Source organism: Lysinibacillus parviboronicapiens (assembly GCF_003049605.2).
Lineage (GTDB): Bacteria > Bacillota > Bacilli > Bacillales_A > Planococcaceae > Lysinibacillus > Lysinibacillus parviboronicapiens.
In genome coordinates this window covers 84,799-103,079 of record NZ_CP073713.1, presented here as the reverse complement: position 1 = coordinate 103,079, position 18,281 = coordinate 84,799, and the positions used below count along the sequence as shown (strand labels likewise).

Annotated in this window: 17 protein-coding genes and 3 tRNA genes; 4 read left to right on the top strand and 16 right to left on the bottom strand. The window is 38.7% G+C overall.

Annotated features, from left to right (window positions below; all coding sequences use genetic code 11):
* Positions 1-132 precede the first annotated feature (132 nt).
* The 8 genes from C9J31_RS00485 to C9J31_RS00450 all read right to left on the bottom strand — a co-directional run bounded on the left by C9J31_RS00485 (position 133) and on the right by C9J31_RS00450 (position 10,807).
* The gene (locus tag C9J31_RS00485; RefSeq protein ID WP_107950859.1) at positions 133-1,098 is read right to left on the bottom strand and encodes a peptidyl-prolyl cis-trans isomerase; all 966 of its coding nucleotides are present in this window, start codon (positions 1,096-1,098) and stop codon (positions 133-135) included.
* Positions 1,082-1,963, bottom strand: a complete 882-nt coding sequence (gene hslO, locus C9J31_RS00480; RefSeq protein ID WP_107925788.1) for an Hsp33 family molecular chaperone HslO — start codon at positions 1,961-1,963, stop codon at positions 1,082-1,084. Before hslO ends, C9J31_RS00485 begins: the two co-directional genes overlap by 17 nt.
* Positions 1,964-1,983: 20 nt before the next feature.
* Complete coding sequence (locus tag C9J31_RS00475) at positions 1,984-2,751, bottom strand: type III pantothenate kinase (RefSeq protein WP_107925790.1); 768 nt, start codon at positions 2,749-2,751, stop codon at positions 1,984-1,986.
* A gap of 347 nt (positions 2,752-3,098) precedes the next feature.
* Positions 3,099-3,932: an aldo/keto reductase gene (locus C9J31_RS00470; RefSeq protein WP_107950857.1), complete on the bottom strand. Its 834-nt coding sequence runs from the start codon at positions 3,930-3,932 to the stop codon at positions 3,099-3,101.
* A 126-nt stretch (positions 3,933-4,058) separates the two neighbouring features.
* Positions 4,059-6,083, bottom strand: coding sequence for an ATP-dependent zinc metalloprotease FtsH (gene ftsH, locus C9J31_RS00465; RefSeq protein ID WP_107950855.1), 2,025 nt, complete (start codon positions 6,081-6,083; stop codon positions 4,059-4,061).
* Positions 6,084-6,367: 284 nt separating this feature from the next.
* Entirely contained in the window at positions 6,368-6,910 is a 543-nt protein-coding gene (hpt, locus tag C9J31_RS00460; RefSeq protein ID WP_010857043.1) for a hypoxanthine phosphoribosyltransferase, read from the bottom strand.
* Between the two features lie 71 nt (positions 6,911-6,981).
* Positions 6,982-8,388, bottom strand: a complete 1,407-nt coding sequence (gene tilS, locus C9J31_RS00455) for a tRNA lysidine(34) synthetase TilS (RefSeq protein ID WP_107950854.1) — start codon at positions 8,386-8,388, stop codon at positions 6,982-6,984.
* A gap of 25 nt (positions 8,389-8,413) precedes the next feature.
* The gene (locus tag C9J31_RS00450) at positions 8,414-10,807 is read right to left on the bottom strand and encodes a SpoIIE family protein phosphatase (protein WP_107950852.1); all 2,394 of its coding nucleotides are present in this window, start codon (positions 10,805-10,807) and stop codon (positions 8,414-8,416) included.
* Between the two features lie 460 nt (positions 10,808-11,267).
* On the opposite strand from C9J31_RS00450, the gene C9J31_RS00445 reads away from it, so the two are divergent.
* The 4 genes from C9J31_RS00445 to C9J31_RS00430 all read left to right on the top strand — a co-directional run bounded on the left by C9J31_RS00445 (position 11,268) and on the right by C9J31_RS00430 (position 11,973).
* Positions 11,268-11,342: transfer RNA gene (locus C9J31_RS00445), tRNA-Gly, on the top strand.
* A 10-nt stretch (positions 11,343-11,352) separates the two neighbouring features.
* Positions 11,353-11,429: transfer RNA gene (locus C9J31_RS00440), tRNA-Met, on the top strand.
* Between the two features lie 6 nt (positions 11,430-11,435).
* A tRNA-Glu gene (locus C9J31_RS00435) sits at positions 11,436-11,507 on the top strand.
* Positions 11,508-11,721: 214 nt separating this feature from the next.
* Entirely contained in the window at positions 11,722-11,973 is a 252-nt protein-coding gene (locus C9J31_RS00430) for a hypothetical protein (RefSeq protein WP_107950850.1), read from the top strand.
* Positions 11,974-12,206: 233 nt separating this feature from the next.
* Here the strand turns inward: C9J31_RS00430 and C9J31_RS00425 are convergent, their stop codons facing one another.
* The 8 genes from C9J31_RS00425 to spoVT all read right to left on the bottom strand — a co-directional run bounded on the left by C9J31_RS00425 (position 12,207) and on the right by spoVT (position 18,203).
* Complete coding sequence (locus C9J31_RS00425; protein WP_054768432.1) at positions 12,207-12,635, bottom strand: S1 domain-containing RNA-binding protein; 429 nt, start codon at positions 12,633-12,635, stop codon at positions 12,207-12,209.
* A 134-nt stretch (positions 12,636-12,769) separates the two neighbouring features.
* Complete coding sequence (locus C9J31_RS00420) at positions 12,770-13,174, bottom strand: FtsB family cell division protein (protein WP_107925802.1); 405 nt, start codon at positions 13,172-13,174, stop codon at positions 12,770-12,772.
* 16 nt (positions 13,175-13,190) lie between these two features.
* Complete coding sequence (gene yabQ, locus C9J31_RS00415) at positions 13,191-13,682, bottom strand: spore cortex biosynthesis protein YabQ (RefSeq protein ID WP_107925804.1); 492 nt, start codon at positions 13,680-13,682, stop codon at positions 13,191-13,193.
* Positions 13,679-13,978: a sporulation protein YabP gene (yabP, locus tag C9J31_RS00410; RefSeq protein WP_004229167.1), complete on the bottom strand. Its 300-nt coding sequence runs from the start codon at positions 13,976-13,978 to the stop codon at positions 13,679-13,681. The genes yabQ and yabP overlap by 4 nt, the downstream gene beginning before the upstream one ends.
* Before the next feature lie 144 nt (positions 13,979-14,122).
* The gene (locus C9J31_RS00405) at positions 14,123-14,413 is read right to left on the bottom strand and encodes an RNA-binding S4 domain-containing protein (protein ID WP_107925806.1); all 291 of its coding nucleotides are present in this window, start codon (positions 14,411-14,413) and stop codon (positions 14,123-14,125) included.
* A 3-nt stretch (positions 14,414-14,416) separates the two neighbouring features.
* A complete protein-coding gene (gene yabN, locus C9J31_RS00400; protein WP_107950848.1) occupies positions 14,417-15,877 on the bottom strand; it encodes a bifunctional methyltransferase/pyrophosphohydrolase YabN in 1,461 nt (486 codons plus the stop codon).
* 9 nt (positions 15,878-15,886) lie between these two features.
* Complete coding sequence (locus C9J31_RS00395) at positions 15,887-17,506, bottom strand: putative polysaccharide biosynthesis protein (protein WP_107950847.1); 1,620 nt, start codon at positions 17,504-17,506, stop codon at positions 15,887-15,889.
* Between the two features lie 163 nt (positions 17,507-17,669).
* A complete protein-coding gene (gene spoVT, locus C9J31_RS00390; protein WP_107925812.1) occupies positions 17,670-18,203 on the bottom strand; it encodes a stage V sporulation protein T in 534 nt (177 codons plus the stop codon).
* Positions 18,204-18,281 lie beyond the last annotated feature (78 nt).

Here is an 18,281-nt window from a genome sequence, read left to right as displayed (position 1 = left end):
AATCCCTACTACTTTTATAGGTTTTACTTATTTTGTATTTTATCAAGTTTTCCATTCGATTGTCAATAAATAAAACTTATATTTTCAGAAAATTTGTTAGAAGCCAGAAAGTATGCTCTTTCTGGCTCCTCATCATTTCTTTTCTTCTCCATAGTACCAAGTTGCTTTAAATTCTGACCAAAATGCTTCTGGTGTCATAGACTGTGGTAATTGCTCTAGTGCAAGCTCACGTTCAATATGTTCTTTCACATCGTCATATGTAAAGGATTGACCCTCTATTACTTCCTGCACTTGCACAATCCCATAGTGACCATTATCTAGCTTAAATACCTTACTAACCTCTTTAGCTGATAATGCTTTAGCCGCCTTCAGTATTGCAGGCTCGATATTGTCCTGTTTGTCTGTTAAAAAGCCAATATCTCCACCTAAACTTGCAGATGCACTATCAACTGAAATTTCACGGGCTAGCACTGAAAAGTCAGAACCACTTTTCAGTTCACTTAAGGCTTCCTCAGCTGCTTTTTTGGACTCTACTTCGATAAAATTTGTACGATAGCTTGTGTCAATATTGTAAAGGGCCTTATTTTCCTCATAGTATTTTTCTATACTATCATCTTTAACGACGACATCTTTTGTAAGTACTTTATCTAAAATAAGCTGTGAACGTATTTTTTGTCGTAGTTGTTCCGCTGAGAGGTTTTGCATGGCCGTATCGAATTTATCTTGAGCTGAACGCATTAAAGCAAGCTCTAAATCAATTTCTTTATCAGATACCTTAATTTTAAATTTTTTAGCTGCCTTTTCCATGACGGATTCATTGACTAAATTTTGTAATGTCTCCTTGCCATAACGTTCTTCCATAGCAATCATCCACTCTTGGCGTGTTATAACATCACCATCAATGGTAGCGACTTGTTCGTCGCTACCAATTTCCTGAGCTTTATTGGGAATCATCCATGCAATAAACCATATAATATTTCCTAATAACAAAATAGCTAATACTATTAAAACCGGTTTCGTCTTTAAACGACGTTGCGATAAGGGCGTTTGGTTGGTTGTTGTAGATGCAAGAGGACGTCGATTACGCGTTGAGCTCATCGATGAACCCTTCTAACTCTTCTTTTGAAAAATGATATGTTTCTAAACAGAAATGACATTGTGCTTCTGCCTCGCCATCTTCATCAATCATTTCTCGAATTTCCGCTGACCCTAATCCTAAAATTGCTGCACCAAATCGCTCTTTTGAACATTGACACTTAAATTCAACCGGCATTGAATCTAAAATTTGGACATGATCTTTCCCTAAAACAGCTTCTAAAATTTGTTCGGGTGAGTAGCCTTTTTCAATCATTTTTGAAACAGGCTCTATAGTCGCTAGATGCTGCTCAATTTCATTAATCGTTTCTTCTTCACAGCCTGGCATTAGCTGAAGAATAAAACCACCTGCTGCAAGAATCGTGTTATCTGGATTAACTAATACACCCAAGCCTACTGATGAAGGCACCTGTTCAGAAGTAGCGAAATAGTAAGTAAAGTCTTCAGCAATTTCACCTGAAACGATAGGGGTTTGTCCAGAAAACATATCACGTAGGCCAAGATCTTTTACGACCGTTAATGCACCCTCTGTCCCAACACCTGCACGTACATCTAACTTTCCTTGTTCGTTCAAATCAAAATGCACATGAGGATTTGTCACAAAACCGCGAACTTCACCCTTGGCGTTACTATCAATTACTATAGGACCGATTGGACCATCACCTTCAATTTTAATGGTGATTTTTTCTTCACCTTTTAGCATAGCTCCCATCATTACACCAGCCGTCATGGAACGACCAAGAGCGGCAGATACGACCGGCCATGTATTATGACGACGTTGTGCCTCGCCCACTGTTGCTGTTGTACAGGCTGCAAAGACACGCACCTGCCCATTAAACCCTAAACCTCTAACTAAATAATCTTTCATAGATGATAGTCCCTCATTTCTTAGTAATTGCGTTTATATAGCTTATATAAACCTTTTAATGTTAAAAACGGATCGACTACATCGATAGCTTGCGTCTCCCCAGCAATTAAATTTGCTAAACCACCCGTCGCTATAACAAGCGGCTCTTCCTTACTTTGTGTCTTCATGCGGTTAACGATGCCCTCAACTTGTCCAACAAAGCCATAAAAAATTCCGGCTTGCATGGCAGAAACAGTAGTTTTCCCAACAATATGTGTAGGCTGCATTATTTCAATACGTGGTAATCTTGCTGCCTGCGTATACAACGCTTCTGTGGAAATAGTAATACCTGGGGCTATCGCGCCACCCATATAGTCACCTTTTTCATTCAAATAACAAAAAGTTGTCGCCGTACCGAAATCAACAATAATGAGCGGTGTCTGATAAGTATCCAGTGCTGCAATTGCATTAACAATGCGATCTGAGCCAACCTCTCGTGGATTTTCGTATTTAATATTTAAGCCTGTTTTTACACCTGGGCCAACAACAAGTGGTTTTTTTTGAAAGTACTTTTTGCACATCGCTTCTAATGAAAACATAATAGGCGGCACAACCGAGGATATAATAATGCCCGTAATTTGTTCAAATGAAATGCCTGCATGATTAAAAAAGGCCTGTACTTGCATTGCGTACTCATCTTCAGTTTTATGAAGATCAGTAACCATTCGCCAATGGAATGCTAGTTGTTCGTTGGTATCATAGACACCTAATACTATATTTGAATTTCCTGCATCTAATACTAAAATCATGCCTGAAGCCTCCATATCTACTACACCTTGATGAGAATTCCCTGTCTGCATTCAGTCCAAATAAACAGCTTGTTTGGACATTGTTATGCGCAAAGACAATCAATGCTATTCAAAATCTGCCACATCCGCCAGAAGTGATAACATTATTTAGTAGGCATTTGAATGTCTATTGCATAGACAAATAACAAAAAGTTGAAATATCTCGGCACAATTGAAAAGCGAGATTTCTACTGAATAAAGTTACAACACTTTAGAAAATGATACCATAATTTTAAACGAAGGAAATAGCATTCATGCTCATGTTAAAAGGAGCAAACCTACATGAATGGAAGGTTGCTCCTTGAACATTATTTAAAATCAAATTTTTCTGGGTCTGGACCACAGCGTAAGCCGTCGTTCAATGCATCCAGCTTCGCCATTTCTTCATCAGTAAGTGCAAAATCATAGACACTTAAATTTTCTGTCATACGGCTAGGTGTCATTGTTTTTGGAATTGTCACGATACCATGTTGAATATCATAGCGTAAAACAATTTGCGCAGGTGTTTTACTATATTTTGCAGCTAACGCTTGAATCAAAGCCTCTTCTAACAAGGCACCATTCATCAGCGGTGACCATGCCTCAACTTGAATACCGTGTTCCTTACAATACGATCGCACTTCTTCTTGCGTTAAATGCGGATGGAATTCAATTTGATTGATAACAGGGATAACCGTTGTCTCTTTTAATAAATTTTCTAGATGATGCACATGAAAGTTACTTACACCAATCGAACGCACACGGCCATCTTGATAAATTTTTTCTAGCGCCTTATATGCTTCGACATGGTTTTTATCTATACCTGGCCAATGGATTAAATAAAGGTCCAAATATTCTAACCCTAATTTTTCAAGACTACGATTATAGGCTGTAAGAGTCTCTTCATAGGAAAGCTTGTCATTCCATACCTTTGATGTTACAAATAGTTCTTCGCGTGTTACTAATCCTTCAGCAATCGCTGCACGAATTCCTTGCCCAACACTTTCTTCGTTGCGATAAATTTGCGCCGTATCAATGCTACGGTATCCTCTAGCAATGGCTGTTTTCACGGCCTCCGCCAAATCCTCACCTTCAGGCACACGAAATACTCCATAGCCAATTAACGGCATTTCAAGGCCATTATTCAATGTTACGTTTCCCATGTTCAACACTCCTATCCAATGTATTATGCAAAATGCATAATACATTATCTATATCCTAATGCTTTATGCTAAAAAAAGGCAAAGAAAAAGACTGTTTACGAAATTCGTAAACAGTCCACTACGTCATTAATCACGTTTTTCATCGAAACCTTTTGGTGTATCTTGTCGTTCACCATCGTCTTTAGGTAAATCAGTTATTGTTGGATTCGGTTCATCACTTAGCAGCTCTTTTTTAAGAATTGGTTGTTGACCAACTTTTTCTAGCATCGGCTGAGCCTCAGCTTTTGGTGCGTCAAGTTTCTCTACAACCTCTGGTTCTGGTAAAACGCCGTGGTCACGTAAATGCTCAATTTCTTGCGCGTTCAACGTTTCTTTGTCCATCAATGTTGTCGCAATTAAATCAAGTAAATTACGATTTTCCGTTAAAATACGTTTTGTACGCTCATACTGCGTATCGATAATTTTTTGCATTTCTTTATCAATTTCATAGGCAACCGAATCTGAATAGTTTTGATCAGAATTAAAGTCACGACCTAAGAATACATTGCCACCCTGACTTGAACCAAATTGCATTGCGCCAAGATTCTCACTCATGCCATATTCAGTAACCATAGCACGTGCTATGCTTGTTACTTTTTGGAAGTCATTATGTGCACCCGTAGATACTTCGCCAAGCACAATTTCCTCGGCTACGCGACCACCAAGAAGCCCAGCAATACGATCTAATAGCTCTTGTTTTGTCGTGAAGAAACGTTCTTCCTTCGGTAACATAATTGCATAACCACCCGCTTGACCACGAGGAACAATTGTTACTTTGTGTACTGTATCCGCTTCATCAAGTTCTAGACCAACAACAACATGCCCCGCTTCATGGAAGGAAACAAGTTTTTTCTCTTTAGCAGAGTACACACGGCTCGCTTTCGCTGGACCCGCGATTACGCGGTCAGACGCCTCATCGATATCTGCCATATTTATGGAACGTTTACTTTTACGTGCCGCTACAAGCGCCGCTTCGTTCAGTAAGTTTTCTAAGTCTGCACCTGAGAAACCAGGTGTACGTTGTGCTACAGCACCTAAATCAACTGAATCTGCTAAAGGTTTATTGCGTGCATGCACTTTTAGAATCGCTTCACGACCTTTTACATCAGGGTGTCCTACTGTAATTTGACGGTCAAAACGACCAGGACGTAATAAGGCTTTATCTAAAATATCTGGACGGTTTGTTGCAGCGATAATAATAATACCTTCATTTGCACCGAAGCCATCCATTTCAACTAACAATTGGTTCAATGTTTGTTCACGTTCATCGTGACCGCCACCTAGACCTGCGCCACGTTGGCGACCAACCGCATCAATTTCATCGATGAAAATGATACATGGTGCATTTTTCTTCGCGTTTTCAAATAAGTCACGAACACGTGATGCACCGACACCGACAAACATTTCTACGAAGTCAGAACCTGAAATCGAGAAGAATGGAACACCCGCTTCGCCCGCTACCGCACGAGCAAGTAATGTTTTACCTGTACCTGGAGGACCTACGAGTAAGATACCTTTTGGAATACGTGCGCCGATTTCAGTGAATTTGCGGTGATCTTTTAAGAAATCAACAACCTCTACAAGTTCCGCTTTCTCTTCATCTGCACCCGCTACATCTGTAAAACGAACTTTTTTCTTTTGATCATCATAAAGTTTAGCTTTACTTTTACCAAAGCTCATTACTTTATTGCCTCCACCTTGAGATTGACTCATTAGGAAGAAGAATAAGAAGATGATGATGATGAATGGGATAATTCCTGTGAAAAACTGTACCCATCCACTAGTTTCTGGCGCTTTTAAAAATTCAATATTGCTATTTTTATCTTTCGCAGCAGCATCGATTCGATCCATTAACGATTGATTTTCACGTGGTAGGTTCACTGTAAAACTGTCGCCTTTTTCATAGCCTTTCATTGAACCTTCAACGATATAAACTGATTTATCAGGTTGAATTTTTGCTTCTGTAATTTCATTCTTATCAAGAGCCTCTAAAAACTCTGGATAAGTAATTTCTTTCGTAGGTGATTTTCCACCATTGAAAGTACCAAATATACCGATAATCACTAAGAAAATCAGTAAATAAAATATGGTATATCGAAATATTCGATTCATCTCCAGCCTCCTCATTACAAACAGAAAAATTATAAGTAAAATCTTAACATATCATGATTTCATCATACAACGAAAAGCCTTACTTAAAAAAAGTTTCGTTCGATTTTTGTCAAAATCTAAACATATTTATTTGTAGCAAATTACGTTCCAGCTTAATTGTACCTAGCACTTTTCATTCGGTACAGTTAAACAATGTGTCCAGATTTCGAATTGACTGTACTTGCACAACTCAAAACCTATAACATCCGCTGGAGGCTTTAATTTTATACAGCTAGCAGTTGATATTAAAAAGAGTAGACTGCCGGCTTTAAAATACCGATATACGGTAAGTTTCGATACTTCTCTGCATAGTCTAAACCATAACCAACAACAAATCCATCTGGGACCTTAAAACCAACATAATCAGCAGATAAGTTCACTTTACGACCCGATGGTTTGTCTAGCAGTGTTACGATTTTAATGGATTTTGCCTTACGGTACTTAAATAAGTCAACTAGGTAACTCAAAGTTAAACCGCTATCGATAATGTCTTCGATAATTAATACATCACGTCCCTCAACGCTTGTATTTAAGTCCTTTAAGATTTTCACTTCACCAGATGACACCGTAGCATTACCATAGCTTGAGACATCCATAAAATCTAGCTCGATGAACGAATCGAAGCGCTTCATCAAGTCAGTCATAAATGGCATCGCACCTTTAAGTACACCAACAGCTAACGGGAATGAATCTTGGTATTCCTCTGTCAATTGAGCACCTAACTCAGCAATTCTTTCTTGCAATTGTTCTTCTGTAATCATAATTTTTTCAATGTCATTTTGTAACATATCGATTCCTCCTCGTGTGTATCAAAAATTTTCAACCTTAAAGATAAAGGTGAAATATTTTACAAAGACCATTAGTCTACGATGAGCACTGTATCATCGTTTGGCCGTGCAGTGGTGGAAAAGAAAATCCCCATACGCACACCAATTACCGCTACGACCTCATCAGATTGAGTAATCAGTAACGGCCAGCTATTTCGCTCATTTAAAGGAATCTTTTCATCTATAAAAAGGCGAGATAAGCGTTTTGGCTGATCCATTCCTTTTAACAGCATTCGGTCTCCTTCCTTACGTGCCCTAATATAGAGCGGAAGTGTAAGTTTGCTAGCGTCAAAATAAAAAAGTTGGGCAGTATCCGTCAACAATTCAGTTGATAGTTCAGTCAGCTTAACTAAGCGAAGGCGTACACCCTTTGTCACTGTTATCCATCCATTGGCAGTTGAAATTATTGGATTCTCAGCAGATGTTGGACCTTCGCATAATTCTTTCTTGTGAATCGTCAATTTTCCGTAACTACGAACTGCTATTAGACCTTCTGGCAAGTGAACTTCAGCATAACCCGCTGTCGCATCACATAGCTTTAAAAGCGAAGTTAATAAAGCATAACTTTGTATTGTATTTGAATCTTTGTAAAGATAGTTTAATAGTATTAAAATGAGTCTCCTTTGTAAAGCAACTGGTACCAATTGAAATTCTTCAATTTCCATACTATACAAATTTCTGTTGTTTCTTGTCATAATCTTTGAAAATGTGTCTTGTGCCAGTGTCATTAAGAATGCATCATCTTCTTGTAAATGCTGTGTAAAATGGCTCACCTGCTCTGCTACCCGTGGATTTTCCAGTTCCAATAAGGGTACAACGTGGTGTCTAAAACGATTTCGTACATAATCGTCTTTATTGTTGCTAGCATCTTCCCTATAATCTAAGCCTTGCTTCTGTAAATATTCCCTTATTTCGGTCTTTGTAACCGTTAAAAACGGACGAATTAATGATTTTCCCTCAAAAAAACGCTGTGGGCGAATACCTTGCATACTATTCATCGTTGCATTTTTCGTCAGGCCCATTAATACTGATTCCAGTTGGTCGTCCGCATGATGTGCAGTTACAAGCTTGGTTGCCATCGTTTTTTGTATGATTTCTCCAAAATAACGATATCGCTCTCTGCGACAAATAAGTTGTGAGTTGCCATTTTCCAAAGCCTTTATTTCGGGAATCGGGATGGCAGTTGCGTGCAAGTTAATGCCATATTTGTTGCAATATCGCTGTACAAAAGCTCTATCCTCCGCGGATGCCTCTCCTCTCAGCATGTGATCGACATGCACAGCTTCTATCCGAATTCCCCATTGATCTTTTGTTGTTACAAAATAATGGACCAATGCCATTGAGTCTACTCCGCCCGAAACGGCGACGAGAAGATGGTCGTCTTGCTGTAATAATTGCTCTTCTTCAATAAATTGTTTGACCTTTAATTCAAATGACAAACGCTTCTCCTCCCCTTTTCGTTTTTTATGATGACTTACTCATGGAGTATTGAACTGGTCTAAACACCGCCCAAGTTGGAACAACATGTGTCACTTCTAACATCAAAACTGTACAATCATCCTCTATCTCATAATAAGCTTGGAAAGACTGCATGATTGTTGTTAACTTTTCTTGTATCGATTTATTTGTGCCAGCTACCTGTTGTGCTTGCGCTAAAAATGCCTCTTCCTGTTCATCCCAATCAGCAACACTTGAAAACAAGCCATCTGAATGCATGAGAATAACATCCCCCGCCTTCAGCTTTCTTTTTTCAGCTTCGACCGCTGATATAGACAAGAATCCGACTGGTGCAGCATTACTTTCAACCTTCAACACCTCTTTGCCACGTAAGATATACGTAGACATCCCGCCAGCCTTCCATGACCATAAATCACCATGTTGCAAGTCAACCAGAGCAAAATCAAGAGTAGCATACATATCGTTTTGCTGCTTCAGTGACATTACATAGTGCAAAGTATGCATAGCCGTCTCTGGGTTCATATTGAAATTCAAGCACTCTCGCATCATGTGAATAAGTTTCCTACTCTCATGTTGAGCTTCTTTACTCTGTCCCATACCATCCGACAATAAAATGGCAAAGAGCCCAGGGTGTAATTGAAATAGGGCATGAGAGTCGCCAGAATACAATGTCGCATCTTTTGACATACTATATATATCATACTCTACTTCGAAGCTAATAGCAGACCTAAAGCTAACTTGAATGTGACGAAATGGTACATCACACGCGACTACTTTCTCAATTTCAAAAGGTTCATCGAAAATTTCATATAATATTGGCAAAATCATCCTTTCCGCTAATGTCGTATCATCCTCCCAATTGACTCGCGCAGGAGCTAGCGCACAAACAATTTTTCGCGCACCCGCCTTATTACTTAACACATCTAACTGAAAACACTCGATATGTGCATCCTTCAAACGCTGAACTATATCCTTTTCCACACTGACGAAAGAAATGGTTTCCTCCTTCATTTCCGCAATTAGTTGATTTAGATGATTGCTCATATCCCGTAATTGCAGTGCAATCATCTTCTTGCCGTGAAAATACTGTCCATTTATACGTTCTCTGTACAACTCTGTATCTAGCTCTTCGAAAATTTTCGTCGATTTCACACATCTATAACGTATTTGGTCTTCTACACGGTGAATGGAGGATTCCTTTCCCACACCCTTCATATGAAACCAATCTGTCATAAGCTTGTCCATACCATTATTTTGTGCTCCCCAACACCTATCATAACGAAAACAGCTTAAACATGTATTCATCGGTGCAACCTCTTCTTTCGTAGCCACAGGTGCCGTCATAAACCGCTCAAATACCAGTTCTTTCATGAAATGCACAAAGTGTTGGAAATGCTCTAACTTAAACGTAACATGCTCTGTCAACCAATGCTGACGTGCCAACAATATTTCTTCACGTTGTGGAAACAGCTTGTCCCTCACCTTATCCGAATAGCTTTTCGGAATGACTAAGAAAACAATACTGCCGATAACAATTGATGTAAAATACACGCTATCTAACGGCAATGTTGCATCGTAAAATAAAAAAAACACACTCGGCATAATACTGCCAATGGCCACACCAAATCGCCCTGCTCTTGCTCCCATTCCTGCGCATAGTCCGGTTAATGTTGCAACAGATAGCATACCTGTAAACGAAAGCTTCGCAACACCTATTAGTGTTCCAAGTACCGCGCCGATTACCGTCGCTAATGGCACACTTCCAACCAAGGCCCCGAAGCAAATAAGTAGCTGCAATAAAAAGATTGGCAATGAAAAATAGCTTATAACCACTGCCTGCATCCCTGTAAGCATGGCGGCAAATACCACTAACCCTGAGCCAAGCTTTTCATATGTCCAATGGCTTGTAAACCACTCATAGGAGTTTACAAATAAAACCTGCATAAATAACGTCATAATAAGGGCTAAGGCTGCTTCACACCCCACATAAAACTGGACAAGTACTGGTGGTAAGCCTTGATGCATGACCCCCTGCCACAGAATTTGGACAAGTACTACGGCCAGTGAAACGGCAATACTCTGTGGCAATCGCCAATAGCGAAAACGCATGATGCATTCATACATAACGATTTGCAGTGCCAAAATGACAACCTGTCCAAAACCAAGAAAAAAACAACCTATTAAGCTTCCAACTAACACAAACTTGGCATATTCTTTATACTTACCACGAATAATTGCCCAAAAAGGAACGGAGAAAGGTACAGCTGCTTCAAACACAACAGACTGAGCTAAAAAAAAGGATGTTAAAAAAAATAGAGAGCCTATTAGTAATTGTCTTTTTTTCGCCCCTAATTTTTGGTCTTCTACATTCTCTGTTTCATACCATTCAACACTTGTCATTTCTATATCCCCTTTCTACACTTTTGGTTATTATAAGAAATTATGTGTGGAAAGATTGTCTGACGATGACAGAAAAAAATATAAAAATTTCGACGAATACATGTGCATAAATACGAGAATTGGCAGCAACTACTATAAAAACTGTTAGATTCATACTATCAGTAGCTTTCTGCGCCGCAAGGGCTAGAAAATTTACGAGATAAAAACAAATACCTACAAAAATTGAGCAAATTTTATAAATTTAAAGTGTTCAAATAACAACCATATTACTTATCTTCCCATCTGGTGCGATACAATCTTTTTTCATTATGTAAATCTGTTTCATCATTCATCATCGCATAGTTCTAAATGAATTTAATTATTTTTCATATATCGCTTATTTTTATTAACTTCTTTTACAAATCTTCTTGACACTTATAATAATTGTTTGTATTATTTAACTTGTCCTCTAAAGAGGTATGCGGAAGTAGTTCAGTGGTAGAACACCACCTTGCCAAGGTGGGGGTCGCGAGTTCGAACCTCGTCTTCCGCTCCATCAATATTTTGGCGGCCTAGCTCAGCTGGCTAGAGCGTACGGTTCATACCCGTAAGGTCGGGGGTTCGATCCCCTCGGCCGCCACCATAAGTAGGCCCCTTGGTCAAGCGGTTAAGACACCGCCCTTTCACGGCGGTAACACGGGTTCGAATCCCGTAGGGGTCATCATATGCAAAAAAAGCGTCTCAGGAGTACTTCTGAGACGCTTTTTCTATGAAAATACAGCGTATGTTGTCAACTAAGTATGACCATCACCTGTTGCGAAGCTGGCTCGACAAATAAAAATGACAATCAGATTACTTCATTTTTTGTTATGCTATTAAGCAAACATTATGGCATACTTAGAATAAAATGCACTTGCTTGGGAGGTTAACTTTCGTTGAGTTCATTAACAAAAGCCGCTTTAATTTGTGGGAGTGGCTCGATGATTATTCTTGTATCAATCCTCATTAATTTGCCATTTGTTGTACAAATATTTTTATTGCTCACTGGTCTAGTTATAAGCATATATGGCGTATTTTTACTTGCAAAAATGGTTGTCCATCCACCTGAGAAACTGGCAAAAGATTCTATCGAACAACCAACTGGGCCAGCACCTAAAAAGAAAAAAGGGCCAACATCCACACTATAAAGTGTCGTACAACGGCAACATAATATGTACTACAAGTCACGTAACTTCAATTTATAAGTAAATTGAATTACGTGTTTTTTTATCGTGCCTTAAAAAGCTCATGTTCACGAGTCAACAACCCGTCAGCTACTTTTTGAAAAACCAAAACAAAAAGGGATCAGCCTTTGTCCTAAACAAAAACCAATCCCCACATTATTTAATACACTTTTTCTACGATTAAAACAGTCAGCAAACTACCCTCGTCTAGCTCCGCGACCACCGCGTTTTGACTCTGTTGCACGTTTTAGTGTTGTTAATCGCTCATCACTATCTTTTAAGAAACGTGCCATTTTTTGCTCAAAGTTTTCTTTTGGCTGGTGGCGTTCGTTACGATCGTTAGAGCGATTGTCACGACGTGGACGTTGAGGACGCTCAGGTCTCTCAACTTGAGGCTTTGCTTTACGGATTGAAAGACCAATCTTTCCATCCGCTTCAACATTCATCACTTTTACTTCAACTTCATCTCCAACTTTTAGATGCTCATTGATATCTTTTACATAATTATCAGCAACTTCACTGATGTGTACTAAGCCTGTTTTGCCATCTGGCAGCTCAACGAATGCTCCAAAATTTGTAATTCCTGTTACTTTACCTTGTACCTTGCTGCCTACTTCAATTGACATAAAAAAAATGCTCCTCCTTAAAAATTAAGCGACTCTTTTGAGCCATGTAATCAATTTAATCAAACTTTTTACTGCAATAAGTTTCTCTTTTCATTATATATGACTAAAAAAGAGTGTCAACAATACATAGCTTTTCAGTCGTCTTTTTTATCTTCCTCTTCTGGAATAACGAAATTAATTTCGCCGTCCTTTGTTAAGAAATATTCTTTGCGTAAAATCTTTGCAATGTATTCATCATCTTCTAATTGTTTAATTTTAAGATTTAATATCTCTTGTTCTTCTTTTAATTCTGTTAAATGCTGTTCTACTTCTACCTTTTTCTTCTCTTTTGCCTCTAACGTCTCGGATTGATTCGAAAGTATATTTAAGAGAAAAGCAATAATGACGACTGGCGCAATCGCAAAAAAGACAATACGGCGCAATTTTCGTTTCCGTGATTGTGCTTTGCGATTTATAGCTTTATCCGTGTTACGGACATAGTCATTATCAAGCTTCGTATAGTTTTGCTGTTCCTCTTTTGATGAATGACGTTTAGTCATGCCCGCACCTCCGAAGTTATTGTTGTCTTTTATTATACTTGATATATCGAAATTTTTTTAATAAAGTGTAGGACAAATACGAATAAATTTTGACAAAAGGTCTTATGACAAACGCAGCAATATTGATAAGTAGCTGCAGAATTTGTCGAATAAAGGCTATTATTAATCGGATAATGAACCACAAGGGTCTCCATGTTATATTCACCAAAATGCGGGCAACGAAACGTAAAAACGTTTGAAAAATTGTTTGATATAAAAAAATACCTGCAATTTGCGCTAGCGGGTCATAAGCCCGCCATGCGCCATCTTTTAGCCAAAATAATAAATAATATGTCAGTGCCCCAAGTAGAATCCACGTTAGTAACTCGAATAACATCATCCACTTTCGAAGGCTTGACCTTTTTGGAGTTGAAAAAACAATTAGCCTAACGCTATCAATAATAAATCCAACTGCTATACCGCTCACTACCATGACTAATAGCTGAACAAATTGCTCGCTAACAATCATCCAAATAACTTATGAAGGAAACCTTTCGAGAAGCCACTTTCCTCCTCGTCATACTGTAAAGTTTTTACAGTTCCTTCAAGTGTTAATAACCCTTTGTCTACATCTAAATGAACGATATGCAGTTCTTCTCCACGAATTAACAAATGCCCTTGGGACGTCTTGATGAAAAACTCTTCCTGATCAAAGCGTTCAATTGATTTTACAGAAGTCATGTCCATTCTTTTACGATTACGAATCGTTAAAATATGCTCACCAGATGGAATTGTGTAACGATTACTTTCTTGATGTAGCGTCATTTTTTTCCTCCTTTAGTCGTCCTAGCTTCTGTTCAATTTATGCGGACAACCTAAAAAGCATGACAACTTTATCAAAGTTGCCATACTTTTAATAAATTACGTCCTCTATATTAAGAGATTTAACAGACTAAAGTTAAGAAAGAATCAATCCTCATCGTCGATAAACTCTGGCTCAACCTTTTCAAGTCGCTCTTCTTTTAAAATTGTAAACATCTTTGCAGCATCTTCTTTTTTCACAGTATCACGTAATTCTTCTACACGCGCAGTCACAATTTTTTGCCCAAAGCGGATGGCTAACTCATCACCAGCTTTTACGCTACTACTCGCTTTTGCTACCTTACTATTAATTGTAATTCGGCCTTGATCGGCCACCTCTTTTGCTAAAGTACGTCTTTTAATTAATCGTGAAACCTTTAAAAATTTATCTAATCGCATTTTTTACTTCCTTTCTAGCTGTTTCGCTTCATCCCAAAAAGCGTCTAATTGTTCTAACGTATATTCTGTAAATGGCTTGCCACTTGCTTTCACCTTTTCCTCTACATAACCAAAGCGTCTTGCAAACTTCTCATTAGCATGTAGCATGGCTTCCTCCGGTGACAACTTATAAAAACGTGCTAAGTTAACAAGTGTAAACAAAACATCCCCAAACTCATCGAGACGTGTTGTATTAGAACCTTTCGTCACCTCTATGCGGAATTCCTGCCATTCCTCTGCAAACTTGTCCCAAGCACCGTTCACATCAGGCCAATCGAAGCCAACTTTAGCTGCCCGTTTTTGATAATTATAAGCAGTTTGTAGTGACGATGATGCACGATATTCCTCATCCAACAAAGGCTTCTCCCTAATTCCTTTTTCTTCAGCTTTAATAGCCTCCCAATTTGCAATGACACCTTCTGCATTCTCTATTGAGACATCTCCAAAGACATGTGGATGGCGACGAATCATTTTTTCACTGATTGAAGCTAAAACATCTTCTAGTGAGAAATACCCTTGGTCTTCTCCTATTTGAGCATGTAAAAATACTTGTAATAATACATCCCCAAGCTCTTCAATCATCGCAAAGTCATCTTCGGCATCTACAGCAGCCAAATATTCATGTGCTTCTTCAAGTAGATATTTTTTTAGTGACTCATGTGTTTGCTGTTGATCCCATGGACAGCCATCTGGCCCGCGTAAAGTGGCAATAATTTCGCGGAAGGTTGTCCAGTCTCGCAACGCTTCCTCCTGCGATTTCACCGGTGGTACATAGACCGTTGTTAAATTATTGACCTCAACACTTTGATCGAGCTCATAAAGCGGGACTGTCACTAACTTTTCTTGCGAAGAACCTGCAGCGGTAACAACAGTTACTGGATATTCGTCATCATACTTCTCCATCAATGTCAACTTCACTTCAGAAGCGCTGAATGTATCATATACTTGTGCTATTAAAACATGCTGGCGCATATTGATATCATTCATGGAAAAACTAGTACCATCAAGTAACTGAAAGCCCTCAATCGGGTCAATTTTTAATGCACCGAAAATTGGATCCAGAAAGCTTTGTCCGCCTTCAATGACTAACTTTACCTTTCCCTCATCAGCTGCAGCAATTAGAAGCTGCACCGTTTGCTCTGCCACAAGTGGATGTCCCGGTACAGCATACATCACGTCTGCAATGACAGTTGCTTCGATAAGCTTTTCTGCAATTTCCTCATATACAGGTTGGAATGTACCATGTTTTTCATATACTGTGTCAAAGCTTGCAAATTGCAAGCCTTCCTCAGATAATGCATTTAGTACTGGATGATCGACTGTACGAACGAATAATTGTGTTGCAGCCTTCAATTTTTTATAAACGCCCATTTGTAATTGCTCAAAGTCACCAGCCCCAAGGCCAATTACTGTTAATGTATGCAATAAATCCACCTACTTCTTTCGATTTAACCATAGTTGATATACAGCCATTCTTCTACCAAATGGCAATAAATACCACTCTTTTTCTGCAAGTACACGTAGCTTTGCTATGACTGTAATCATTACAAACGCCCCTAAACAAACTGCACTAAGGCCTGCTACCATAGCGACAAAACGCGCCGATAAAAAACTGCTTAAAAGTGTTGGTACAAATTGTAGCCAGAGTACTACTACCACAGTCATACTTAGCGATGCCACGCTAACCTTTTTATAAAAATTTGCAGGCGCTAATTCAATACCCGTCATTTTCTTTAAGTAGAAAGCAAGGGCTAGCGCCGAAAATAACAGCCCGACATTATTAGCTATAGCTGCACCTAGTACACCAATCGAACCTACCGTCAACACATTCAACAATATCTTTATGATAAAACCTATAAATAACAAAAGCGCCGGTTTTTTTAATTTTCCGTAGCCTTGCAAAATGGCAGTGAATGTTAAAATAATCGACAATGGAACAATTTGTAGCACATATAACATTAGTACATCCGATAGTGCATCTGTTTTAAAGAGCATCGTGTTAATATAGGGCATTACTAATATTAAGCCTAGAGATGCTGCCCAACCAAATAATACAGATGATCTATAGGTTAATTGAATAAACGGGATAGCACTGCGCCCCTCTTGCTTTTTAGACATATGCGCAACGAGCGGTACAATGGCAAGGGATAACGAAGAAGCAATGACAATACCTAACTGTACTAATGGTTGTCCACGATCATAGATACCCTTCGTTTCTTTTGCTAAAGTCTGGTCTACCCCATTGTCAATTAGTAGTGAATAAATGGTAAAGGAATCTACTAACTGATAGCCCAGTAATAACAAACTACTCATACTTACACTTAAACTTAGCAAAGTTACTTCTTTCAAAATTGGTAGGCTGGCTAATTGTTGTCGTTGCCTACCTTTAAATGATCCAAAGCGTTTTGTAAAGATATATGCAAGCAGGATAAAACCAAAAAATTCTCCAATGACCGTTCCGGTAATTGCCATTTGTCCGGCACCATAAAGCGACTTTGTCGTTGTCATAACAATGTATGTACCCGTCAAGATGGCACATACCCTTACAGTTTGCTCTAGTACTTGTGCATAAGCAATCGGCTCCATAATGCCTCTTGATTGAAAACCGCCCTTTAAAACAGCCAGAGCAGGCATGACAAGTACTATAAAGGAACCAGTACGCAGCAATGGTGCAAGTTTAGTATCACCCATCAAATTGGCTAGCATGTCCGCACCGACAAATAATACAGAAAAGAATAGGAACGACAGCAATGTTAAATAGCGAAAAACAATACGCATAATGCCGCTTCTTTTCAAGTTTCTTTCTATAGGGTCGGCTATACAATCATTATCGGCAAGCATCTTAGAAATCGCTACTGCAAAACCACTCGATGTCCAAATAACAAAAATAGAGATAACTGGATATACCTGTTGGTAAATATAGAAGCCTTCATCACCAACTAGATTTTGAAAAGGTACACGATAGATTGCACTTAATACTTTTACAATCAAGGCCGCAATGGTTAATAGAGCAGCGCCTTTCATGTAACTTTTCATGCCAAAACGTTCCGACATAATCTATCCTCTTTCCTTCTTTAACAATGCCAATAGTATAGCATAACTCAAAAGTTTGACGCGCCCGATTACGTCTCGATGATTGGCGCTTACAACTATGTACGCAAAAAAAAGTTATTGTTTCGCCTAGAAGGTCATCACAATAACTTTAAATATTTATTAATTATTCCATTTGCTTCGCTAAGAAGTTTGCAGCTGTTTCCACAACTTTTACTTCTACTTCACCGACAAAATGGACTTTGGATAGAACAATGATACAACCAATCGGATCTCCATTGACCATAATTGGTGTTGCACAATAAGATTTTACCTGCTCATATTGACCAGGAACAATCTCAATTGTTGTTTCCATTTTTTCAATCTTCGTTGAGCGTTCGTCCATAAAACCTTCCGCAAAAGATGTAATGCGACGATTAATATACTCTTTTTTACCGATACCGGAAACCGCAATCACTTCATCTCGGTCTGTTACAAATGCTGGCGTGCCCAACGTTTCATATAACGTTTCTACATATTCTCTCGCAAATTCCCCTAAATCATTAATCGGAGAATATTTTTTTAAAATGACTTCTCCTTCACGATCCGTGTAAATTTCTAACGGGTCACCTTCCCGAATACGTAGCGTCCTACGAATTTCTTTTGGAATAACCACACGCCCTAAATCATCAATACGACGAACAATCCCTGTTGCTTTCATCTCAATGCCTCGCTTTCGCTACAATCAAATTTGTATTCAACAATAGTATGGATTTTAAATAAACAATCTATGCAAAAA